Source organism: Peteryoungia algae, assembly GCF_030369675.1.
Classification (GTDB): domain Bacteria; phylum Pseudomonadota; class Alphaproteobacteria; order Rhizobiales; family Rhizobiaceae; genus Allorhizobium; species Allorhizobium algae.
The window spans coordinates 3,706,945-3,728,942 of record NZ_CP128477.1 but is presented as its reverse complement, the minus strand read 5'-3'; the positions used below and the strand labels follow the sequence as shown (position 1 = coordinate 3,728,942).

At 61.5% G+C, this 21,998-nt stretch carries 23 protein-coding genes and 1 tRNA gene; 9 read left to right on the top strand and 15 right to left on the bottom strand.

Annotation, left to right across the window (positions count from 1 at the left end):
- The 6 genes from QTL56_RS17700 to QTL56_RS17675 all read right to left on the bottom strand — a co-directional run bounded on the left by QTL56_RS17700 (position 1) and on the right by QTL56_RS17675 (position 4,762).
- Positions 1-495 carry a putative pterin-binding protein gene (locus QTL56_RS17700; RefSeq protein ID WP_245134503.1) on the bottom strand — a complete coding sequence of 165 codons (495 nt, stop codon included), beginning with the start codon at positions 493-495 and terminating at the stop codon, positions 1-3.
- A 17-nt stretch (positions 496-512) separates the two neighbouring features.
- The gene (locus QTL56_RS17695; protein ID WP_229573361.1) at positions 513-908 is read right to left on the bottom strand and encodes a response regulator; all 396 of its coding nucleotides are present in this window, start codon (positions 906-908) and stop codon (positions 513-515) included.
- Between the two features lie 201 nt (positions 909-1,109).
- Positions 1,110-1,733 carry a nucleoside triphosphate hydrolase gene (locus QTL56_RS17690; protein ID WP_245134501.1) on the bottom strand — a complete coding sequence of 208 codons (624 nt, stop codon included), beginning with the start codon at positions 1,731-1,733 and terminating at the stop codon, positions 1,110-1,112.
- Positions 1,730-2,512 (bottom strand): ATP-binding cassette domain-containing protein, encoded by a 783-nt coding sequence (locus QTL56_RS17685; RefSeq protein WP_245134499.1) that lies wholly within the window; start codon positions 2,510-2,512, stop codon positions 1,730-1,732. The genes QTL56_RS17690 and QTL56_RS17685 overlap by 4 nt, the downstream gene beginning before the upstream one ends.
- The gene (locus QTL56_RS17680; protein ID WP_245134498.1) at positions 2,512-3,594 is read right to left on the bottom strand and encodes an ABC transporter permease; all 1,083 of its coding nucleotides are present in this window, start codon (positions 3,592-3,594) and stop codon (positions 2,512-2,514) included. Before QTL56_RS17680 ends, QTL56_RS17685 begins: the two co-directional genes overlap by 1 nt.
- A gap of 142 nt (positions 3,595-3,736) precedes the next feature.
- On the bottom strand, positions 3,737-4,762 hold the full coding sequence (locus tag QTL56_RS17675) for a sugar ABC transporter substrate-binding protein (RefSeq protein ID WP_229573367.1): 1,026 nt from the start codon (positions 4,760-4,762) through the stop codon (positions 3,737-3,739).
- Between the two features lie 229 nt (positions 4,763-4,991).
- Between QTL56_RS17675 and QTL56_RS17670 the strand changes: the two genes are divergently transcribed.
- On the top strand, positions 4,992-6,236 hold the full coding sequence (locus QTL56_RS17670) for an ROK family transcriptional regulator (RefSeq protein WP_245134496.1): 1,245 nt from the start codon (positions 4,992-4,994) through the stop codon (positions 6,234-6,236).
- A complete protein-coding gene (locus QTL56_RS17665) occupies positions 6,220-6,648 on the top strand; it encodes an RbsD/FucU family protein (protein ID WP_245134494.1) in 429 nt (142 codons plus the stop codon). Before QTL56_RS17670 ends, QTL56_RS17665 begins: the two co-directional genes overlap by 17 nt.
- Before the next feature lie 3 nt (positions 6,649-6,651).
- On the opposite strand, the gene QTL56_RS17660 is transcribed toward QTL56_RS17665, so the two are convergent.
- Both QTL56_RS17660 and QTL56_RS17655 read right to left on the bottom strand, forming a co-directional pair.
- Positions 6,652-7,386: a Crp/Fnr family transcriptional regulator gene (locus QTL56_RS17660; protein WP_245134492.1), complete on the bottom strand. Its 735-nt coding sequence runs from the start codon at positions 7,384-7,386 to the stop codon at positions 6,652-6,654.
- A 157-nt stretch (positions 7,387-7,543) separates the two neighbouring features.
- Positions 7,544-8,584, bottom strand: coding sequence for a 4-hydroxyproline epimerase (locus QTL56_RS17655; RefSeq protein ID WP_245134491.1), 1,041 nt, complete (start codon positions 8,582-8,584; stop codon positions 7,544-7,546).
- Positions 8,585-8,933: 349 nt separating this feature from the next.
- On the opposite strand from QTL56_RS17655, the gene QTL56_RS17650 reads away from it, so the two are divergent.
- A complete protein-coding gene (locus tag QTL56_RS17650) occupies positions 8,934-9,737 on the top strand; it encodes a class I SAM-dependent methyltransferase (protein WP_245134489.1) in 804 nt (267 codons plus the stop codon).
- Positions 9,738-9,869: 132 nt separating this feature from the next.
- Here QTL56_RS17650 and QTL56_RS17645 read toward each other — a convergent pair.
- Positions 9,870-9,946 (bottom strand) — tRNA-Arg (locus QTL56_RS17645).
- 115 nt (positions 9,947-10,061) lie between these two features.
- Positions 10,062-11,495, bottom strand: coding sequence for a sensor histidine kinase (locus QTL56_RS17640; protein ID WP_245135480.1), 1,434 nt, complete (start codon positions 11,493-11,495; stop codon positions 10,062-10,064).
- Positions 11,496-11,918: 423 nt separating this feature from the next.
- On the opposite strand from QTL56_RS17640, the gene rpmH reads away from it, so the two are divergent.
- Genes rpmH through yihA form a run of 5 tightly spaced genes read left to right on the top strand, consistent with a single transcriptional unit; the run spans position 11,919 to position 15,944 of the window.
- Complete coding sequence (gene rpmH, locus QTL56_RS17635) at positions 11,919-12,056, top strand: 50S ribosomal protein L34 (RefSeq protein WP_102020813.1); 138 nt, start codon at positions 11,919-11,921, stop codon at positions 12,054-12,056.
- Between the two features lie 32 nt (positions 12,057-12,088).
- Positions 12,089-12,478: a ribonuclease P protein component gene (gene rnpA, locus QTL56_RS17630; RefSeq protein WP_245134487.1), complete on the top strand. Its 390-nt coding sequence runs from the start codon at positions 12,089-12,091 to the stop codon at positions 12,476-12,478.
- A complete protein-coding gene (yidC, locus tag QTL56_RS17625) occupies positions 12,478-14,268 on the top strand; it encodes a membrane protein insertase YidC (protein WP_245134485.1) in 1,791 nt (596 codons plus the stop codon). The genes rnpA and yidC overlap by 1 nt, the downstream gene beginning before the upstream one ends.
- Before the next feature lie 57 nt (positions 14,269-14,325).
- Positions 14,326-15,234 (top strand): DMT family transporter, encoded by a 909-nt coding sequence (locus tag QTL56_RS17620; RefSeq protein ID WP_245134483.1) that lies wholly within the window; start codon positions 14,326-14,328, stop codon positions 15,232-15,234.
- 50 nt (positions 15,235-15,284) lie between these two features.
- Entirely contained in the window at positions 15,285-15,944 is a 660-nt protein-coding gene (gene yihA / locus QTL56_RS17615) for a ribosome biogenesis GTP-binding protein YihA/YsxC (RefSeq protein WP_229573383.1), read from the top strand.
- Between the two features lie 48 nt (positions 15,945-15,992).
- On the opposite strand, the gene QTL56_RS17610 is transcribed toward yihA, so the two are convergent.
- The 3 genes from QTL56_RS17610 to QTL56_RS17600 form a co-directional block, all read right to left on the bottom strand.
- Complete coding sequence (locus tag QTL56_RS17610; RefSeq protein WP_229573385.1) at positions 15,993-16,550, bottom strand: fasciclin domain-containing protein; 558 nt, start codon at positions 16,548-16,550, stop codon at positions 15,993-15,995.
- 181 nt (positions 16,551-16,731) lie between these two features.
- Positions 16,732-17,448 (bottom strand): anti-sigma factor, encoded by a 717-nt coding sequence (locus QTL56_RS17605; protein WP_245134481.1) that lies wholly within the window; start codon positions 17,446-17,448, stop codon positions 16,732-16,734.
- On the bottom strand, positions 17,435-17,980 hold the full coding sequence (locus tag QTL56_RS17600) for a sigma-70 family RNA polymerase sigma factor (protein WP_229573388.1): 546 nt from the start codon (positions 17,978-17,980) through the stop codon (positions 17,435-17,437). The genes QTL56_RS17605 and QTL56_RS17600 overlap by 14 nt, the downstream gene beginning before the upstream one ends.
- Positions 17,981-18,139: 159 nt before the next feature.
- Between QTL56_RS17600 and argB the strand changes: the two genes are divergently transcribed.
- Positions 18,140-19,027: an acetylglutamate kinase gene (gene argB / locus QTL56_RS17595; RefSeq protein WP_229573389.1), complete on the top strand. Its 888-nt coding sequence runs from the start codon at positions 18,140-18,142 to the stop codon at positions 19,025-19,027.
- A gap of 27 nt (positions 19,028-19,054) precedes the next feature.
- Here argB and QTL56_RS17590 read toward each other — a convergent pair whose 3' ends face one another.
- Both QTL56_RS17590 and QTL56_RS17585 read right to left on the bottom strand, forming a co-directional pair.
- Positions 19,055-20,560: an MFS transporter gene (locus QTL56_RS17590; protein WP_245134479.1), complete on the bottom strand. Its 1,506-nt coding sequence runs from the start codon at positions 20,558-20,560 to the stop codon at positions 19,055-19,057.
- A gap of 207 nt (positions 20,561-20,767) precedes the next feature.
- Positions 20,768-21,682, bottom strand: coding sequence for an EamA family transporter (locus tag QTL56_RS17585; RefSeq protein WP_245134477.1), 915 nt, complete (start codon positions 21,680-21,682; stop codon positions 20,768-20,770).
- Positions 21,683-21,998 lie beyond the last annotated feature (316 nt).

Sequence of the window (21,998 nt, the reverse complement as noted above, 5' to 3'; positions counted from 1 at the left end):
TCACCGGCCGACCTCGATTTCCTTGATCTGCCAGACAGAGCGCGAGAAGTATTTCTCGTTGTAGAGGTCAGCATCGAGGTCGAAGGGATAGACCAGCATCAGGGGCCCCTTGTCCCGCACCGACATCAGCTTTCCGTCGAGTTTCGTGGCGAGGATCGTCTGGAGCCTGGCGTCGTCGGCCGGCACGTCTGCCGCGTAGTCGTTGAGCGCGCGTACCTTGAGGATCGTGCCTGTCGCGCCGACGGCGGTGAGGATCTCGCGCAGCAGTGGGCCTTCGAAGGTCACCTTGCCTTCCGTCCAGGGTGTTTCCATCTCGGCCTTGCGATGCTTCAGACCGTCCAGCATCGCCAGGTCGAACTGCGCCGTATCACCCGCATTCGTATTGGAGATCTCACCCTTCACGGTCAGCACGACCGGGCCGGTCGGCGCGTCCAGCGCAGGAACGGAGGTGGCGCTGATCAGGCTTGCGAGAAGTGCGCCTACAAAGCTTCTCATGACCGATGTTTCCCTTCTTACGCCGAACGGAGTTCGGGATGGACGGCCTCGGCGCCGAGATGATCGGCCAGCAACTTGCGGAAAGCGACAGCCTCGACCGGCTTGCGGAGGAAATCCGTGACACCCGCGGCCTTGGCTTCCTCACACAGACGCGGTTGATCGTCTGCCGTCACCATCACCACGGGAGTGTCGCAGTAGCGATCCATCAGGCGCACGGCCTTGACGAACTGCAGCCCGGACATGCCGGGCAACTGGTAATCGACGATCAGAATTTCGAAGCTTTCCGTATGGCACAGCATCAATGCCGTGTTTCCATCGCCGGCGACCTTGATCTCCTTGGACGTCACCTTCTTGGCGAGGTGCTTTATGATCATCGCATTGGTCGGGTTGTCCTCGACAATCAATACCGCCATTACCTTCACCCTTTGAAAACGCCAGCTTGAAACCCCGGAGCCCTTTTGGCCCGGCGGGAACGGCGTTAACCTTTCATGGAGAAGTTGTATCAGGGAGAGGCTGATATTCGCTGAACCGAACCCGTACAATTTTACCGATGGCGCATTTAATTAGATCTTAAGAATTTACGCAGACTCGGCGAAGCCCTGTGAAATGTCCATTCAGAACTGGTCGAAAGTGAAATCGGCCGGACGGCTGCGTTGCAGCACGAGCCTGCCATTGGGCAGATCGTTGTTTTCGACTTTCGCTTCGATCTGTGCCGGAGTGAGACCGTAGCCAACCCATCGGGCAATGAGCCGCCGCTCCAGTTCCTCGATCGGCGGCGCCACCATGACGGACAGGTCGAAGAGATCGGCGAGGTCTGCCCACGGCCCCTGATCAAGCAGCAGGTAATTGCCTTCGGCGATCACGATGCGATCCTCTGGCGAAATGCAACGGGCCGCCGCGATCGCAAGCTCCCGGGCGCGGTCAAAGACCGGCACGAAGACTTCGCCGCCTGCCTTCACCGCGCGAAGCAGATCGGCAAGTCCACGCACGTCGAATGTGTGCGGCGCACCCTTGCGGGCAAGATCGCCGCGTTCGTCGAGAATGGAATTGTCGAGGTGGAAGCCGTCCATCGGCAGCACGGCGCTGCGATGGCCTCTTTCGCCGAGGGCTGCATGCAGGCGATCCGCAAGCGTCGACTTTCCGGCGCCGGGAGGTCCGGCAACGCCGACGAGCAAGCGGGCGCCACCATGCGCCCGCCGCTCGATTTCAAACAGAAGATCGTCGAGTTCTGAACTCATGCAGCAAGTTCGGTGTCCGGCGCCGGACGCGCTCCTGTCATGAAGGCCACGGCATCCGACATGGTGTAGTCCTTCGGATTGATCACGCAGAGCCGTTTGCCCAGGCGGTGGACATGGATGCGGTCGGCCACTTCGAAGACATGCGGCATGTTGTGGGAAATCAGCACGATGGGCATACCGCGTGAGCGCACGTCGAGGATCAGCTCCAGCACCTTGCGGCTTTCCTTGACGCCGAGCGCCGCCGTCGGTTCGTCGAGGATGATCACCTTGGAACCGAAGGCCGCCGCACGCGCGACCGCCACACCCTGGCGCTGGCCGCCCGACAGCGTCTCCACCGCCTGGTTGATGTTCTGGATGGTCATCAAGCCGAGTTCGGAGAGCTTGTCGCGCGCGATCTTCTCCATCGCCGGCCGGTCAAGCTTGCGGAAGACCGAGCCCATGATGCCCGGTTTGCGCAGTTCGCGACCGAGGAACATGTTATCGGCGATCGAAAGGGCCGGCGACAGAGCAAGGTTCTGGTAGACGGTCTCGATACCGGCCTTGCGCGCCTCGATCGGCGAGCGGAAGTTGATCGCTCGGCCCTCGAGCTTGATCTCGCCCTCATCAGGCGTGACAGCACCGGAGATCGCCTTGATCAGCGAGGACTTTCCGGCACCGTTGTCGCCGATGACGGCGAGGATTTCGCCCGGATAGAGGTCGAAATCGGCCTGATCGAGGGCCGTGACGCGGCCGTAACGCTTGACCAGACCGCGGGCGGTGAGAATGGGTTCCTGGGTCATCAGCCTGCTACCTTTCTGATCCACTGGTCGATTGCGACGGCGGCGATGATGAGAACGCCGATCAAGAGATAGGTCCATTGCGGGTCCGTACCGATCAGGCGCAGACCGAGCTGGAAGACACCGACGATCAGCGCCCCGAAAATCATGCCGAGGACCGAGCCGCGTCCGCCGAAGAGCGAGATGCCGCCGATGACCACCGCCGTGATGGATTCGATGTTGGCGAACTGGCCAGCGGTCGGGGAGACCGAACCGATGCGGCCGATGAGTGCCCAGCCGGCGAGTGCACAGATGAGGCCCGACAGCGTGTAGACGGAGATCAGCATGCGCTTGACGTTGACACCTGCGAGTTCCGCCGCGTCCGGATCGTCGCCGACCGCGTAGACGTGCCTGCCCCAGGCAGTGTGATTGAGCACATACCAGAGGACCGCAACCAGAAGCACCATGGCAATGACGCCATAGGTCAGCACGGCACCGCCCATGCGGATGTTTTCGCCGAAGAACTTGAGGATCGGCGCATTGGCGTCGATATCCTGGCTGCGGATCGTCTCGTTGGCGGAATAGAGGAAGTTGGTGGCGAGCACGATCTGCCACATGCCGAGCGTCACGATGAAGGGCGGCAGCTTCATGCGCGCCACGAGCACGCCGTTGATAAAGCCGCAGAAGGCCCCGACGGCCAGACCACAGATCACGGCCAGTTCGGGTGGCAGGCCGTAGCGAAAGGCAAACTGGCCCATGACCACCGACGACAGAACCATGATCGCGCCAACCGACAGATCGATGCCGGCGGTCAGGATCACCAATGTCTGGGCGGCACCGACGATGCCGACGATCGCGACCTGCTGAAGGATCAGCGTCAATGTGAAGGCCGAGAAGAACTTGTCGCCGAGAATGAAGCCGAAGGCCGCAACCGACAGGACCAGCACGATCAGGGCGACGGCTGCGGGGCTTGAATGAAGAAAATGCTGGAAGCGCTCCATTGCCGTGCGCTCGTGTCTGTCGAAAGACGCGACCTGGGTGGAACTGCCCGAGAGGACCTTCTCGAATTCCTGCGGATTTCGCGTTTCGGGATTGGCCGGCTGCATGAGTCATCCTCCCTGCCGTTGTCGATTTTTGTCATTCCGTGAAGGATACGCCGGACATGGCTGCGCACAAGGCCGGGCGATCAGCCGACTGGCGGATGGAGACCATCCGCCAGTGCTGCAGTTCAGGCGCGCAAGGCGGGGATCAGCCCCAGCACTTGTCCGTGCCAGCCTTGGTGTCGATGGACTCGACGCCAGCAGCCGGCTTGTCGGTGACGAGCGCGACGCCCGTGTCGAAGAAGTTCTTGCCTTCGGAGGCCGCGGGCTTTTCACCGGTGTCTGCGAACTTCTTGATCGCTTCGATGCCGAGCGATGCCATCAGCAGCGGATACTGCTGCGAGGTCGCACCGATGACGCCTTCGGCGACATTCTTGACGCCCGGGCAACCGCCGTCGACGGAGACGATCAGCACGTCACCTTCCTTGCCGACAGCCTTCAGCGCTTCGTAGGCGCCAGCAGCAGCCGGTTCGTTGATGGTGTGCACAACGTTGACGGAGGGATCCTTCTGGAGAAGGTTTTCCATGGCGGTCCGGCCGCCTTCTTCGTTGCCGTTGGTGACATCGTGGCCGACGATGCGCGGATCGGTTTCGTCGCCGATCTTGTTGATGTCGACCGTGTCGATGCCGAAGCCCTTCATGAAGCCCTGGTTGCGCAGGACGTCGACCGACGGCTGCGACGGCGTGAGGTTCAGGAAGGCGATCTTGGCGTCCTTGGCGGCATCGCCGAGGGTTGCTGCCGCCCATTTGCCGATCAGTTCGCCAGCGAGAAGGTTGTCGGTGGCAAAGGTCATGTCAGCGGAGTCAATCGGCTCCAGCGGCGTGTCGAGGGCGATGACGAGCAGACCTGCGTCGCGGGCCTTCTGGACGGCTGGAACGATACCCTTGGTGTCGGATGCGGTGAGCAGGATGCCCTTGGCGCCGTCGGCGATGCAGGTTTCAATCGCCGCAACCTGGCTCTCCGAGTCTCCGTCGACCTTGCCGGCATAGGCCTTCAGGGTCACGCCGAGTTCGGCGGCCTTGGCAGTCGCGCCTTCCTTCATCTTGACGAAGAAGGGGTTGGTGTCGGTCTTGGTGATGAGGCATGCAGAAACGTCGGCGGCCTGTACCGGCGCGGCGAAGACAACGCCGAGGGCCAGGGCCGAGAGAGCAGCAGTAATCAGAGACTTTTTCATTTGGTATCCTCCCGAATGGTGTCGGCCAGCTCCTCCGGCCGCAATGCTTCGGCACGGATCGCCTCCTAGCAATCCGATCGGGTGCCTGTCGGCCCCCATTCCTCCACGCCCCCATTTAGAACATCAGAACATTTCGGCTGTCAATAAATAAATCCAGTTGAATTATTAAATCAGTGTGACATCCTGCAGAGGCTTTCGTAAAAGGAAGCGGTCGGGAGGAGCGACCTCAGTGCCACAAGATGATCAAGGAAGACTGGCGGATCCGGCGCCCCGGGTGAGTGCCGGCGGCGGCTCGAACCAGGTGCGTGTGCGCGCCTATAACGAGCGGCTGGTGCTGTCGCTCGTTCGGCAGAATCCGGGATGCTCCAAGGCCGACATCGCCCGCCTGACGGGACTTTCCGCTCAGACGGTCTCGGTCATCATGCGCTCGCTCGAAAGCGACGAACTGCTGATGCGCGGCGAACCGATCCGTGGCCGGGTCGGGCAACCCTCCGTGCCGATGTTCATCAATCCGGACGCCGCCTTTTCCTTCGGGGTCAAGATCGGCCGCCGCAGCGCGGACGTCGTGCTCATGGATTTTGCCGGCAAGATACGCAAGCAGCGGCACCGGACCTATCGCTACCCCCATCCGGATCATCTGCTGCCCTTCATCTGCGACGGCATTGCCGAGATGGAAGCGGACATGGACACGACCTTGCGCACGCGGATTGCCGGTATCGGCATCGCTGCGCCCTTCGAATTGTGGAACTGGGCGGAAGAAGTCGGCGCGCCCGAGGGCGCGATGGACATCTGGCGACAAGTCGACCTGCAGGTCCAGGTTCAGACCCGGATGTCGCATCCCGTCTATCTGCGCAACGACGCCACCAGCGCCTGCGGTGCGGAACTCGTCTTCGGGGCCGGCCAGCGCTATCCCGACTTCGTTTATTTCTACATCGGCTCCTTCATCGGCGGCGGCATCGTCGTGAATTCGGCGCTCTTCGTCGGGCGCACGGGAACGGCGGGTGCCATCGGCCCCCTCCCCGTTCGCGACAAGCATGGCGAGACGCGCCAGCTGCTCGACATCGCCTCGATCTTCGTGCTGGAAAACCTGCTTCGCGAGCGTGGCATCGATCCGCAGCCGCTGTGGTATGCGGCTGAGGACTGGATCGACTTCGGTGAACCGCTGGAGATCTGGCTGCAGGATACGGCAGCCGCACTTGCTCAGGCAATCATCGCCGCCGCCTCGATCATCGATTTTGCCGCAGCCATCATCGACGGCGGCTTCCCCGCCTGGGTGCGCCATCGGCTGGTCAGGGCGACCATCGAGGCGATGAACCGTCTCGATCTGCAGGGCGTCGTCATTCCCGACATCGTCGAGGGCGAAGTCGGCGCCCAGGCCCGCGCCATCGGCGGCGCCAGCCTGCCGATCTTCGACCGCTACCTGATCGATCAAACCGTGCTGTTCAAGGATACCACCCATGCTGAAGGGAATTGATCCCCTCCTGAGCCCCGAGCTTCTCGCCACTCTGCGCGCCATGGGCCACGGCGACGAAATCGCCATCGTCGACGGCAACTATCCGGCGCTGGAGCACGCCAGACGGCTCGTGCGGCTTGATGGCCATGCGCTCGTTCCCGTGCTGAATGCGATCCTGAGCGTGATGCCAATCGACGACTTTGTACCGGAAGCGATCTTCCGCTCCGTCGTGGGCGGCAAGCCGGACCAGGTTGACCCCGTCCATCGGGAAATCATCGATTGCTGCGCAAGCCATGAGCCGTCAGTACCCGTCACGAACCTGATCGGCGCTGATTTCTACAACCGGGTGAAGGCCGCCCATACGGTCGTACAGACCGGAGAGCCGCGCCTCTACGCCAATGTCATCCTGCGCAAGGGCGTGATCTACCCGTAAGCTCTACCCTTCGAGGGCGCGGGAGATACGCCGGGACAACTCGACAGGGTTCTTGAGAACAATGGCGCGGCTGGTGCGCTCCACCAGCTGCTCGCGCGCCAGCCTCGACATTTCGCGCGATACCGTTTCACGGCTTGCGCCGATATGCTCCGCCAGTTCCGCATGCACGAGCGGCGGTGAAATGATGCGTTCGCGGCCACCGTCGTTGCGCACGCGCGAAAGCCTGAGCAGGGTGTTGTAGAGCCGGTGCTTTGTGTCCAGGAAGGAGAGTTCCGACAGGCGGTCGTTCATGGCGCGGATGCGCTTGGACAGGAGCTGGAGCAGTGCCAGCGCCACGTCGGCTCTCTGCTGCAGGATATCGTGAAAGACGATGCAGGGGATCACGGTCACCGTGGCGTCGCTGACGGCCATCAAGCTCGCCGAGCGGGCCATGTCGTCGATGGCGGACTGTTCGCCCAGGATGTCGCCGCGCTTGAAGCTACCGAGAATGGCTTCCTTGCCGACCGAAAACCGCAGTACGGCGCGGATCTCCCCGGTCAGCACGATAAAGACATCCTTGGACATGTCTTCGAAATCGACGAGACTTTCGCCGGCACTCAAGGTGCGCGAATGGCAGCGAGCCAGCCACTCGCGGTCTTCCTCCGGGGTCAACCCAGCAAATATCGCGCATCCGCGCAGTGTCGGAAGCGTGTTTGCCGGGAGCGGCACGGAAGAACCTGTCGAAGGGTTAGCTTTCATTTACGGATTACTTGTCGCATTCATGTCTATGAATCTTACTTATTCGGTCGCGTCGATCGATAGCAAGATGCCGAAAAACAAGACCCTTATAATTCGGCTACCAGATATCATTGAATTTCATTCAATTTGGAACAACGCGGAAACCAAGTTGAGACAGTCAACCAATCGAACCTGACGACGGGCCCCAGACATCGGTCAGGGCGAAACCGTGCTCGAAGGGGTCGAAGGGGTCCAGCGCCACCTGATGCAGGCCGAAGGTGAAACCGCGGCCGCTGATCGTCGGAATGACGGCCGGGCGTCCGGCGACCTCCGAAACGGCGGCGAGACCGACCTCGAACTCTGAACCGATGATCGAGCGGGACAGCATCACGTCGCCGACCTTGACCTTGCCACGCGCATGAAGTGTCGCGAGATTGGCTGAATTGCCTGTGCCGCAGGGGGAACGATCGACACGTCCCGGCCACATGGTCGTGCATGTGCGGATCGCGCCATCGGGATCGACATCGCGGAACATCACATAGGCCACGCCCGAGATTGCCGGGATTTCGGGATGAACCACCGGGATCTTCCGGTTGATTTCCTCCTTGAGGATCATGCCGGCTTCGACCAGCGCCCTTGCATTGCCCTTTTCGATGGTCAGTCCCACCTGATCGACATCGACCAGCGCATAAAAAATGCCGCCATAGCTCAGGTCGAAGGTGATGCGACCCCATTGCTCGGTCTCGAGCGAAACATCCAGGTCGTGGACGAAGGAGGGGACCATGGTGAGTTTCACCCGCTCGCAGCGCCCGTCGCGACAGGTGGCCGTCGCCTTGACGAGTCCGGCCGCTGTTTCCAGCATCACGATCGTCTCCGGCTCCTGCATCTCGACCATGCCACTTTCGAGAAGTGCTGTCGTGACGCAGATGGAATTGGAGCCCGAGCTCGCATGGGCCTGGTCCGGCTGTAGGATGACGAAGGCCGCATCGGCCGCCGGGTTCTTCGGCGGCAACAGCAGGTTGACGGAGCCAATCGGCGCACCGCGAGGTTCCAGCACGAGCATGCGCCGGAGCGCCTCACCCTTCGGGTCCGTGTTTAGCCAGAGCAACTGATCCGCCACGGTCTCACCCGGGATCTTCGGGACGCCACCGGTGGCGACCCTGCCGATTTCACCCTCGGCATGCACATCGAGCAGTTGAAGTGTGCGCTTCCATCTCATGTCTTCTATCCCACACTCGGTCGAATTCACCGCCCCGAAGCGGAGCGTTGCCATTCAAGATCACAAGGACACCTGAGAGCTCAAGAGGCCGCCTAACGGTTCTCGATCTGCAACGTTGCAGCATCCTGTAAATCAGCACTGTGTCACATCCAAGTGCTTTTGTTGAACAGTTCGACAGACAATCAAGGGGGCGGAGGGCCAATGGGGAGTCGAGAGGGAGCGCCGTCTGGTCTTCTTTTGCTTAACGCATCACTGAAGCCCGATCCTGAAATTAACCCTTTATTAACTCTCTCCCGAAGCGGACCGCCATAAGTGTTAGCTTTCGTCCAGATCTAGACTGGAGACCGCCATGCACCGGATGGAGACGATCAATCGCAAGACCTGGGAAAACGCCTGGTCGATCCGCGAATACAGTCGCAGCGAAGGCTTCCTCGACGAAGGGGAGCGAACAGCATTCGACCTTGGGACGGCACAGGTCGGCAGGCGCGTTCTCGATATCGGGGTCGGTGGCGGCCGGACCGCAGGCCTGCTCGCGAACGGTCGGGACTATATCGGCATCGACTACACGGCGCCCATGGTGGAGCGGGCAAGGGCCAACCACCCGGCATTGCGGTTCGAGCATATGGATGCGCGCGATCTAAGCGCCTTTGCCGACGCATCGTTCGATCTGGTCGTCTTCAGCTTCAACGGCATCGATTCGGTCGATCCGGCTGGTCGAGTGCGGGTGCTGGAAGAAGTCTCCCGGGTGCTTTCCCCCGGCGGGCACTTCGTCTTCTCGACCTTTCACAAGGACTGGCAGGGATTCGAGGCCCTGCCCGACTACAGGCGGGTGGCATGGACTATGGATCCGCTACGGCTGGGGTTCAGGCTCTATCGCTATGTCGAGGGTGGCATCCTCAAGGCCATTCGCCTCAGGAAGCATCGAACGCTCGAGCTGCGCGCAGAGGACCATGCGATCCTGATGCATGGCGCGCATGATTTCGGCATCATGGTGCATGCGACCACGCGCCGACATCTTCTGGATCAACTCGCACAGGCGGGCTTTGCAAGCGATCCGCTACTCATGGACAGGGACGGAAGCGTCCTTGGGCATCAGTGGCCCAGCAGCCTGCATTTTCTATATGTGCTCGCACAGAAGCCGTTGCGGAACTGAGAACCGCATCTCCCTGGACTGTGCAGTCTCACCCAGCGAGCCCGCCACTACGGGCAAGCGCCGCTGTCTGCATAGATGCAGCCAGGACACGTACAGTGTCAGGTTGGTGCAATAATATAATCAGAGAAAGAATGGCGCACCCGAAGAGATTCGAACTCCTGACCCCCAGATTCGTAGTCTGGTGCTCTATCCAGCTGAGCTACGGGTGCGTGCCAACCGACTGTTCGTCGGCGTGTGGCGATCCTCTAAAACGGGACGATCCGGAATGCAAGCGTCCATTTCGAAAAAGAGTCTTTTTCCTGTCACGTCCCGGCCAGGCTTCGCTCAGGCGCGGGCGCGCCAATCGTCGAGAGCCACTGGCCTGTCAGGGATCTCGACCCGGAACATAGTGCCCGGGCCGGGTTTTTCGACCAGCGCGATGGTGCCGCCATGGGCGATCACGAGTTCGCGGGCAATGGCGAGGCCGAGCCCCGTGCCGCCGGAGCGGGCAGAGCCGCGGAAGGCGGCAAACAGGTTTTCGCGGGCCTTGCGCGGCATGCCTGGCCCCGTGTCGTCGATGACGATGCCGACGACAGAGCCGGTGCGCTGCGCCGAGATGGTGATGCGCCGGACATGATCGGGATCGTCGGTCGAGAAGCCGGCCAGGGCCTGAACCGCATTGCGGCAGATGTTGTGAACCACGCGGAACAATTGCTCGCTGTCGGCGTCCACTTCGATATCCGTGCCGACGCTGTCGACAAATTCAATGCCGGTTTCCGGACTTAGATGCAGGAGGTCGCGCACTTCCTGGCAGAGCTCCGCCAGGAGAAATCGCCGCCGGCGCGGCGCGGCCTCCGATGTCTGCCCATAGGACAGAACTTCGCTCGTATACCCGACAGCACGGTCAATGGTCCGCAACAACTTCGGTGCAAAGCTCTTCACCAGCGGATCGTCCACATCCACCAGCCGGTCGGACATCAGCTGGGCCGAAGCCAGAATGTTGCGCATGTCATGATTGATCTTCGAGACTGCGAGACCGAGGTCGGCGAGCGTCTTCTGCTGGCGCAGCGTCTTCTGCAACTGGACCTGCATGCGCGACAGATGGCGCCCCGCAACGGCAATCTCATCCTTGCCTTCGGGCGTCGGCAGCACACGGGTCGGATCCTCGGGGGCTTCCGCGAAGAATTGCATGCTGCGGGCGAGCCGTCGGACCGGCATGATCATCACCCGGTTGATGGCGAGGAACATCAGGAAGGCCGTGATGACCGAAATGATCAGGGATACGACGAGGATGTTGCGCGCATAACCCAGCATAGCCTTGCGCAGCGGCGCCTCGTCGATGACGATTTCGACGGTCACTTCGCTCGTCTCGGCAATCGGGCCATAAACCCGGAGCAGCCGATCGCCGCCGAAGAAAAGCGTGTAGAGGGCATCGCGGATGGAGCCGAATTCGGAATAGTCAGCGAGATCGAAGGCGGCATCCACTTCGCTCGGCATCTCCGTGACAGCGAGCAACTGAGACGTGCCGTCCTTACGCAGAACGATCGCCTTGGTCCCTGTCGTCGCAAGAGTAAGGTCCTGCACGCCACGGGGCAATTCCAGCGGTTGCAGGCCGTCGATCACGACGCTTGCGGCCGCCGCCGTGTTGAGACGGTCCTGCAGCCAGCGCTGGCGCATGGTCGCCACAGAAGGCGCAAAGATGAGAATTTCGGCCAGCATGACAAAGGCGATCGTCAGCCAGAGCAGCTTGCCCGACAAACCGCGGATGCGGGACGGCATGGCGTAACCTCCGGAGAGGTCTGCCTGCAGATCACTGTCCTGCAGATCACTGTCCTGCCGGTCGAACATCAGCCCTGGTTCCTATCGCCCTGTCCACTGCCCGAGCTTCACAAACATCAAGGCAGCGTCACAAGACTAATGCAGCGCGATCGCACATGCCATGTGTAAGTCGCGAAGAAACATGAAACTTCGTTCATGTTAAGGAGAGAGATTGCATGACGGACGTCGGCAAAGCCGCCATATATCACGAATTCGCAAGACTGGAGACGGTTCTTGCCCGGCTGATTGACTCCTAGGCCCCCTGACACTATAAGCCGCGCACGTTCGGAAACATGCGCCCGGCGGCGCGTACCCGTGCGAAGAACTAAAACGCTGTTGCAATTTGCACATCCAAGAAGGGCCGCACACCGCGGTATTAAATAAATGTCGAAGCGTACTTTCCAACCTTCCAAGCTTGTTCGCAAGCGCCGCCACGGCTTCCGTGCGCGTATGGCCACCAAGGGCGGCCGCCTGGTCTTGAACGCTCGCCGCGGTCGCGGTCGCGCCAAGCTTTCGGCCTAACGGCCAGATGAGCCCGACGAGATGACGGGCCCATGACGTCCACGGACTCCAAAAATCCTGTCGGCCGGCTGAAAAGCCGGCCCCAGTTTCTCGCCGTGAGACACGGCGAAGCGCGCAAGGGTCGCATCTTCCTTCTCGAAGTGCTCGACCGCAAGGACGACGCGCCGCCCCGTGTGGGCTTCACCGTCACCAAGAAACACGGCAATGCAGTAGAGCGAAACCGCATGCGGCGCAGGTTGAAGGAAGCCGTGCGACTGAATGCGGCGTTTGCAATGCAGCCGGGACACGACTATGTCATTGTCGCCCGGCGCGAGGTGCTGGGTATTCCCTTTGATCAATTGTCCCGGCAATTGGTCCACCGCATCGAAAACCGCCCGTCGAACAAAAGCCGGTCCGACAAGACCGCTCCCAGGAAAGAGTGATGCAGAACAACCGCAACTATTTCATCGCGATTGCCTTATCGGTGGTGATCGTCCTCGCCTGGCAGTTCTTCTACATGAACCCGCGGATCGAAGCCCAGCGCAAGGTCCAGGAAGCCCAGATCGAACAGCAGCAGGCTCAGACCGAGCAGCAGGTCACCACACCGGCCGCGACCGTCGATGGCAGCCTTCCGGCCGGTGGTGTCGCCACTGCGGAAGCCAGCCGCGAAGCAGCCGTCGCAAAGACGGCGCGTGTTGCGATCGAGACGCAGGACCTGGTTGGTTCGATCAACCTGACCGGCGGCCGCCTCGACGATCTGAAGCTGCGCCAATATCGCGAGACCGTGGATCCGGCGAGCCCGATCGTCACCCTGTTCAATCCGGCTGAAACCCGCGACGCCTATTTTGCCGAACTCGGCTTCATCGCCGGGGAAAATGCCGGGTCCGTTCCGGGTCCGAACACCGTCTGGACCGCAGCGGACGGCTCCAAGCTTACCGAGACGACGCCTGTCACGCTGACTTTCACGAACGAAGCCGGTCTGACCTTCTCCCGCAAGATCACCGTCGACGAACATTACATGTTCACCATCGAAGACGAGATCGTCAACAATGGCACGGCTGCCGCAAGCCTTGCGCCCTATGGCCGTGTCACGCGCTATAACAAGCCCGCAACGCCCTCGATCTTCGTCCTGCATGAAGGTTTCCTCGGCGTCCTTGGAACCGAAGGCAGCCTCGCCGAACACGACTACACGGATGTCGAGGAAGAGGCGATCGCCAATGCCAAGGCGACCGGCGGCTGGATCGGCATCACCGACAAGTACTGGGCAACGTCGCTCATCCCGCAGCAGACGCTCCCTTACGAATCGCGCTTCTCGTACTTCACTGATGGCCAGGCCCGTTTCCAGGCCGACTACAAGAACGACGCCGTCAGCATTCCCGCCGGCCAGAGCACCTCGGTGAAGACACTTCTCTTCGCCGGCGCCAAGCAGGTTCCGGTCATTGACAGCTATCAGGAAAGCCTGGGCATTCCGAAGTTCGACCTGATGATCGACTGGGGCTGGTTCTATTTCATCACCAAGCCGATGTTCCACCTGATGGACTACTTCTTCCATCTCGTTGGCAATTTCGGCGTGGCCATCCTGCTCACCACCATCGTCGTGAAGCTCCTGTTCTTCCCGCTCGCCAGCAAGCAATACGCCTCCATGGCCAACATGAAGCGCGTGCAGCCGAAGCTTGAAGAGCTGAAGACCAAGTTCGCCGACGACCGCATGGGCCTGCAGCAGGCGATGATGGCGCTCTACAAGGAAGAGAAGATCAATCCGGTTGCCGGCTGCTGGCCGGTTCTCCTGCAGATCCCGGTCTTCTTCGCCCTCTACAAGGTCATCTACGTCACGATCGAAATGCGTCATGCGCCGTTCTTCGGCTGGATCCAGGATCTCTCGGCGCCCGATCCGACGACCTTCATCAACCTCTTCGGCCTGTTGCCCTTCGATGCGCCGTCCTTCCTGCATCTCGGCGTCTGGCCGATCATCATGGGCGTGACCATGTGGCTGCAGATGCGGATGAACCCGACGCCGCCGGATCCGACCCAGGCGATGCTGTTCAACTGGATGCCCGTGATCTTCACCTTCATGCTCGGCACTTTCCCGGCAGGTCTGGTGATCTACTGGGCCTGGAACAACACGCTGTCGATCCTGCAGCAGGGCTTGATCATGAAGCGCCACGGCGTCGAGATCGAACTGTTCAAGAACATTGGTCGAATGTTCCGGCGAAAGCCCGCAACGACCAAATAACGATCAGAAAGCCCCGGCCCAAGCCGGGGCTTTCTGCTTTTTGGAACGAGATCGCCAATGACGGACATCACTGCCCCCACTCCACGCGCCTGGCTCGGCATCGCGCTCGTTGCCGGCTCTGCCCTGGCCTGGAGCTATGGCGGTGCAATCCAACGCTTCATCGGTGTGGAGGACGGTTGGACCATCGTCTTCTGGCGCTGCCAGTTCGCCGGGCTTTTCCTTCTGGCCTTCATGCTGCTGCGCGATCGGTTCGACGGCACCATCCGTCTCTTCCGCTCCATGGGCTGGCCCGGCTTCTTCATCGCCGTCGGCTTTGCCCTCGTCTCCACCTTCTTTGTCTTGGCAGTGACGATGACGCCGGTCGCGAATGTCGTGCTGTTCTTGGCCTCCATCCCGCTCTTTGCCGCCCTTCTCGCGCGGATCGTGCTGAAAGAGCCGATTTCGCCCGTCACCTGGGGCGCCATCTTCGCGGTCATCCTTGGCGTCGGTATCATGGTGTCATCATCGATCGGCGACGGCGGCTCAATCCTCGGGCTGGCGCTTGCCGCAGCCATTCCGGCGATCTTTGCCTGCATGACGGTGGTCACCCGCAGCTATCCCGGCATCCGCATGACGCCCGCGGCCTGTGGCGGCTCGTTCATCGCGTCCGCAATAGCCGCCAGCCAGGCCGGCACCTTTGCCGTCAGCGGACACGACCTCGCACTTCTCTTCTGCTTCGGCGCACTCAATCTGGGGCTCGGCATGGCGCTTTATGTCACGGGCGCGCGCATGATCCCCTCGGCGCTCGCCGCCCTGATCGGTACAGCCGAAATGATCCTCGCCCCGGTCTGGATGGTGATCCTGCACAACGAGATCCCTTCCGGCCGCACAATCATCGGGGGCGCACTCGTCATGGCGGCCCTCTTCACCTATCTCATCAACCACGCACGGCAGGGGCCGAGGCACCCAGATGCAGCAGCGGCTTGACTTTGCCGCGCAAAACCCTGATTTGACCGGGTTCAAGAGAGACCCAAGCCATGCGCGACCCCAATCAGAGAAGTGACTATCCCCTGTTCGTCCGCCCGTGGATCTTCATCCGCGGCGTGCCATCGATGGACTTCCTGCCGCCGGAAGGCCCGCTCGAAGTCGCCTTCGCCGGTCGTTCGAATGTCGGAAAGTCGTCGTTGATCAATGCGCTGGTCGGTCAGGCTGGCCTCGCCCGCACCTCGAACACGCCGGGTCGCACCCAGGAACTCAACTACTTCGTGCCCGACGGCTATTCCGGCAATGCCGGCGACCTGCCGCCGATGGCGCTCGTCGACATGCCTGGCTACGGCTATGCCAAGGCGCCGAAAGAACAGGTCGACGCCTGGACCAGGCTGGTCTTCGATTATCTGCGCGGTCGCGCGACACTGAAGCGGGTTTATGTGCTGATCGACAGCCGCCACGGTATCATGAAGAATGACGACGAGGTGCTGACCCTGCTCGACAAGGCCGCCGTTTCCTACCAGATCGTGCTCACCAAGACCGACAAGATCAAGGAAGCCGGCGTACCGCGGCTGATCGCCGAAACGCTTGAGAAGATCAAGAAGCATCCGGCCGCTTTCCCGGAAGTGCTGTCGACTTCGTCCGAGAAGGCAGACGGCCTCGAAGAGTTGCGGGGCGCAATCACCGAGGCCGTCAAACAGGGCCTTTGACGCTCAGGCGCCTGTCGTCGCGTCAGGGGCGGTTAAGCCCCCTTAGCCTTACATCTTCGGCAGGATGACCGTGTCGACGACATGGATCACGCCGTTCGACTGCTTGACGTCGGCGATGGTCACGGTGGAGACACCGCCATTTTCATCGGTCAGCGTGACCTTGCCGTCCATGGCCTTGGCCTTCAGCACGCAACCGCCAACGGTGGTAACGTCGTGCTCGCCGCCGTCATCAGCAATCATTTTGACGATGGCATCAGACATCACGTCGGCTGCAACCACGTGGCAGGTCAGAACCTTGGTGAGCTGGTCCTTGTTTTCCGGCTTCAGCAGGGTGTCGACCGTGCCGGCCGGCAGCTTGGCGAAGGCGTCATTGGTCGGGGCGAAAACGGTGAACGGGCCGGCGCCCGAAAGGGTTTCAACGAGACCTGCGGCCTGAACGGCGGCAACCAGCGTCGTGTGATCCTTCGAGTTAACGGCGTTTTCAACGATGTTCTTGGTTTCGAGCATTTCACCACCGCCGACCATCGGATTGGCGGCATAGGCTGCGGCAGCGCCTGCCAGGATGGCTGCGGAGAATGCGAGCGGGCGAAGAGCGGTCTTGAACATTGCGGTTTCCTCTTATCCTTGGTGTTCTCGATCGTGTCCCTGCGGTTCGGGCGGGACATCGGGGGCGTTCCTCAGCGGGAACACCTTCAAGGACGGAGGCGCGGTCATCTAAGTTTCAGGCGGCTCGAAATATCCGGCCGCCTGGCATTCATTGCATTGATTCTACGAGGGGATTTCTTCGTCAGGGCCGTATTTCACCGACCGCCACAACGGGACCTGTCGCCTTGCCCGTCGGCGACCCGCCAAATGGTTCGAGGCTGACGGCCAGGACGACGCCTTCGGTCAGGCGGGCGCGCAGATCCTCGGGAACGTCGAGTTCCCCCAGCCCCGATTGCGGCAAGACGCCGAGCGAGATCGGCGCCTGCTCTCCTTCGACAAGCCAGAGTTCCAGAGACTGCTCCTCTGCACCGCCACTGGCCACCGGCGTCACCGAAAGGCGTCCGGATGCTCCGTCGTAACGGGCATGGAGCGCGATGGCCTGATTGTCTCCGGCGAGATCTGCCATCAGCGCCGCTTGCGGCTTCGGGCGGATCTGCTCCGCATAATCGAGGCCGAAGACGAGACCGAGGGCTGCGATCGAGGCGAGGCTCAGCCCGCGCCAGAGCACCAGCGAATTCCACAGGCTGCCTCTGACCCCAGCCGTTGTGGCCGGAGATGCAAACAGCCGATCCTCGATCGTCGAAAACAGTTGATCCGGCGGCGTCACCTCGGCGTAGTCGTCGTTGAACTGGGTAAGGTTCTCTTCCCAGCGACGGACCATGGCGGCGAACTGCCAATCGTGGCGCAGGCGCGCGTCCACCTTCTGGCGTTCTGATCCGCTCAAGACGCCGAGGACATATTCGCCCGCGAGAACTTCATCCCGCGACCGGTCTCCCTTGCTTTGGTCAGGCGTGCTCATCCATGCACTCTCTCAGTTTCAAAAGGCTTCGCCGCAGCCATGTGCGCATCGTGTTCAGCGGAACGGCGAAATGATCCGCCAGCTCCTGGTAGGAGAGACCTTCGACATAGGCCTGGCGTACCGCCAGCGCCCTGTCAGGATCCAATGCCTCCAGGCAGGTGTCAATGCGGCCGCCCTCGGATCGAAGCACGGCATTCTGCTCCGGATCGGGTGCCAGATCAGCGATATCCACCGCAGCCTCGATATCCTCCCCCTGCGGTCGACGCGCCCTCAGGCGATCGATGCAATGGTAGCGGACGATGGCGCATAGCCATGGATAGGCATTGGCTCCGTCGCCCGTATAGCTGCCGGCCTTGTGCCAGATCTTCACGAACACATCCTGGAGCGCCTCTTCGGCCTCGCCCCTGTCTTTGAGCATACGGATGCAGATGGCGAAAAGTTTCGCCGAAACACCACTATAGAGCAAGGAGAAGGCATTCCGGTCCCGCAGGGATACCCGGGCCAGCAATCCGCCGATGTCGTCGCGTTCCATTCAGCCCCCTCACGCCACCGCCGATCATATAGCGCATCATCAGCAGCGGACAATGCAACGAGAAGAAGAAGCATGTCACGCGCCGCTTATATTGCCGGGCGATTATTCCATCGCGGCGACACATGCGCTAAAAGGCCGCGATCCACAGCGAGGTTTTCCATGTCAGCTTCCGAAAGCGAAATCCAGGCCCGCCTTCTCGTCCAGGCACTGCCCTTCATGCAGCGCTACGAGAACAAGACCATCGTGGTCAAATATGGCGGTCATGCCATGGGCAATCCCGAGCTCGGCAAGGCTTTCGCCGCCGACATCGGGCTTCTGAAGCAGTCCGGCGTCAACCCGATCGTCGTGCATGGCGGCGGCCCGCAGATCGGCGCCATGCTCGCCAAGATGGGCATCGAATCGCGTTTCGAGAACGGCTTGCGCGTCACCGACCAGAAAACGGTCGAGATCGTCGAAATGGTCTTGGCCGGCTCGATCAACAAGGAAATCGTCGCGCTGATCAACCAGACCGGCGAATGGGCGATCGGGCTCTGCGGCAAGGATGGCAATATGGTCTTTGCCGAAAAGGCGCAGAAGAAGGTCCGTGACCCTGACAGCAATATCGAGCGCGTGCTCGATCTCGGCTTTGTCGGCGAGGTTGTCGAAGTCGACCGCACCCTGCTCGATCTCTTGGCACGGTCGGAAATGATCCCGGTCATTGCCCCCGTTGCCCCGGGCCGTGATGGACATACCTATAACATCAATGCCGACACCTTTGCCGGTGCCATTGCGGGTGCGCTCAACGCCTCGCGCCTGCTTTTCCTGACCGACGTTCCCGGCGTGCTCGACAAGAACGGCACGCTGATCAAGGAACTCTCGGTCGCCGAAGCGCATGCGCTGATCGCCGACGGCACGATTTCAGGTGGCATGATTCCCAAGGTCGAAACCTGTATCGAGGCGATCCAGGCCGGCGTTCAGGGCGTTGTCATCCTCAACGGCAAGACTGCTCATTCCGTGCTTCTCGAGCTCTTCACCGAAACCGGTGCCGGCACGTTGCTCGTCCCTTGAGCCGACAATGCTTCTGCCTGCCGCCGGTCACTCGATCGGCAGCGGGCGCTCCAGTTTCTCGCTCGCGGGCGTAACAGTGCGCATGGAGAGGACCGCGCCCAGCACGATCGCATATGCGACGAAGTTGTAGATCAAGCCGAGGCTCATGCCCTCGGCATAGGCCGCCTTGCCGCTCAGTCCTTCAGCCGCATTGCGCGCCAGGTCTGAGAAGAAGATCTCGCTGACGATCGCGATCCCGAGCGCGCTGCCAACCTGCTGGATCGCTTGAAGCGCGCCCGATCCACCACCTGCATCCTGCGGCGGCACGCCCGCCAGCACCAGCTGGAACATCGGTGCGATCGCAATGCCCATGCCAAGGCCGCTCAACAGGAACCAGGGCAGAAGCGCCATACGGTCAACGATCTCGCCGACCGTCTGGATCTCGCTCCGCAGCAGGCCCATGCCGATCGCCACCATCACCACGCCGACGATAACGCGGATTCGGGGCGCGATATTGCCAAGACGTCCCGAGATCAGCGAGGCGATAAAGATGCCGACGGAAAAGGGCACGGTCGTCATGCCGGACTGGAGGGGCGTCAGGCCATAACCCTGCTGCAGGAACATCGCAAAGATCAGGAAGAAGCCGGGCAGCGTCGAGAAGAAGGTCGCTGTCATCAGCGCGCCGATGACGTAGTTCCGGTTCTTCATCAGCGCGACCGGCAAGAGTTCGGGCGCCTTCAAGCGGTGTTGGCGCCGCTCCCAGAGACCGAAGGCGACACCTAGTGGAACGGCCATGGCGAGCATGGCGAAACACCAGAGGGGCCAGCCGAAGCCACGCCCCTCGATAAGCGGAAAGATGATGCAGAAGATCGCGGCCGCCGCCAGCACGATGCCACCGAAATCGTTCCTGAGACCGGGCTTTGGCGCAAGTGCCGGGATCAACCGCCAGCCGAGCAGGATGGTTACGATGCCAACCGGGATGTTGATCAGGAAAATCGGCCGCCAGCCGAGCTCGAAGAGATCAAGAGCAATCAGCCATCCCCCGAGGATCGGCCCAGAGACTGCCGCAAGTCCCGCACTCAGGCCAAACAGCGAAAAGGCCGCGGCCCGCTCCTTCGGCGGAAACATCATCTGGGCGATCGCCAGCACCTGCGGCGTCATCACCGCCGCCCCTGCCCCTTGCAGCAGGCGTGCCACCACAAGCCAGCCGATATCGGGCGCCAGCCCGCAGAGCAGCGAGGCAAAGGTGAAGGCCGCGACCCCGACGAGAAACACCTGCTTCTTTCCCCGGACGTCACCGAGCCGCCCGAAGGGCAGGAGACCGAGTGCGAAGACCAGCACATAACCGGCCACCACCCATTCGATCTGGCTTGAGGTTGCCCCGAGTTCCGACTGCAGACTGGGCAGCGCGACATTGACGATGGTGACATCGAGCAGGTTCATGAAATTCGCCAGCATCATCACCGCCAGAGCCGTCCAACGCTTCGGGTAGGGATGGGACGCAGACATTGGCGGTGCATCGGCAGGGCGGTTTACGACGGGCGTCTCGGTCATCATCTTGTCTCCCGCCTTCGGCACGCTTGCGGAATCCGGTGTATCGCGCTGGGGAATGGGTCGCAACCATATGGAGAAAACGGCAGCGCAAACTTTTCCCTCATGCTGAGAGGGACGCACCGCGCTCCTTGGATTACGAGGACTTAGACGTGTCAGCCGAAAGCATGCTTCGAGGCCCGCGTTGCTTGGGCACTCCAGCATGAGGGCTCACACCAGAACCAGCAGCAACACCCCGAACACGATCAGCACGCAGCCCGCGATCTCCAGCCGGTTGATGCTTTCCTTGAAGAAAAGGACCGAGGACGCAAAGGTGAAGAGCATCTCGACCTGGGCCAAGGCCTTGACCACGGCCACTTGCTGCAGGGTCATCGCCGTGAACCAGCCGAAGGAGGCCGTAGCGCCGACAAAGCCGACGAGGGCGCTGATCTTCCAGGCGGCACGGACGCGGGCGAGTTCGGCGCGGTCACGCCAGGTCATCCAGGCAAGCATGGACAGCGTCTGGAGGGTGATCACCACGCAGAGCGTGTAGCCGGCTTGGACCAAGGCATCCGGCGCAGGCAGGCTCGGCGCCAGCGAAAGCGAGGCGGTGCGGTAGGCAATTGCGGAGACGCCGAAGAAACAGCCTGAGGCGAGGCCGATCAGCGCGGTGCGGCTGGTGACCGAAGTGACGAGGCTCAAGGGCGTGAAGGCCGTACGGGCCACAGAGATCAGCATGACACCGAGGATGGAGACGAGGATTGCCGCTGCGGTGCCCAAGCCAATCGTTTCGCCGAAGAGTATGAGTGCCAGCAATGCCGCCTGGGCCGGTTCGGTGCGCGAATAGGCCGTTCCGACTGCAAAGTTGCGGAAGGAGAAGAGGTGCACGAGCAGGAAGGTGGCACTGATCTGGGCGAGCGCGCCGATGACCGCCCAGACCGCAAAGGTCAGCCCCGGAGCCGGCAGTGGGCGGCCGAGGCCAAGATGCAGGATGGCAAGATAAAGAAAGGCGAATGGCAGACCGAATCCGAAGCGCACGAAGGTGGCGCCTGTCGTGCCCATCAGGCCTTTGAGGTGTTTTTGCAGCGTCGAGCGCAGGTTCTGCAGGAAGGCACTGCCAACCGTGATGATGGCCCAGAGTTCCATGGGAAAGCGTCCAGAAGAGCCGCAGCGCGGTTTACCCGGCTTGCGGCGGGAGATCGATGAAGTGGTGAAATTCGCCAGAGCGCCTGAGGCTCAAGGCCGCGTATATCAACCGGCGCGGTGGCGAATGGTGCCCGCACTGACCGGGTGAAACCGCGACGGCAAGCGCTTGCGGTCCTGAAGGACCACGACGCGTTCCATTGTCGAAATCGGCATCTTCTTTCCCATCTTTCCCAGATAGCACTTCCCGAAGCGGCGACCAATGCTAATTAGGGACAACGCGCCTGATGTCATCAGGCGATCCGCACCATCCAAGAGG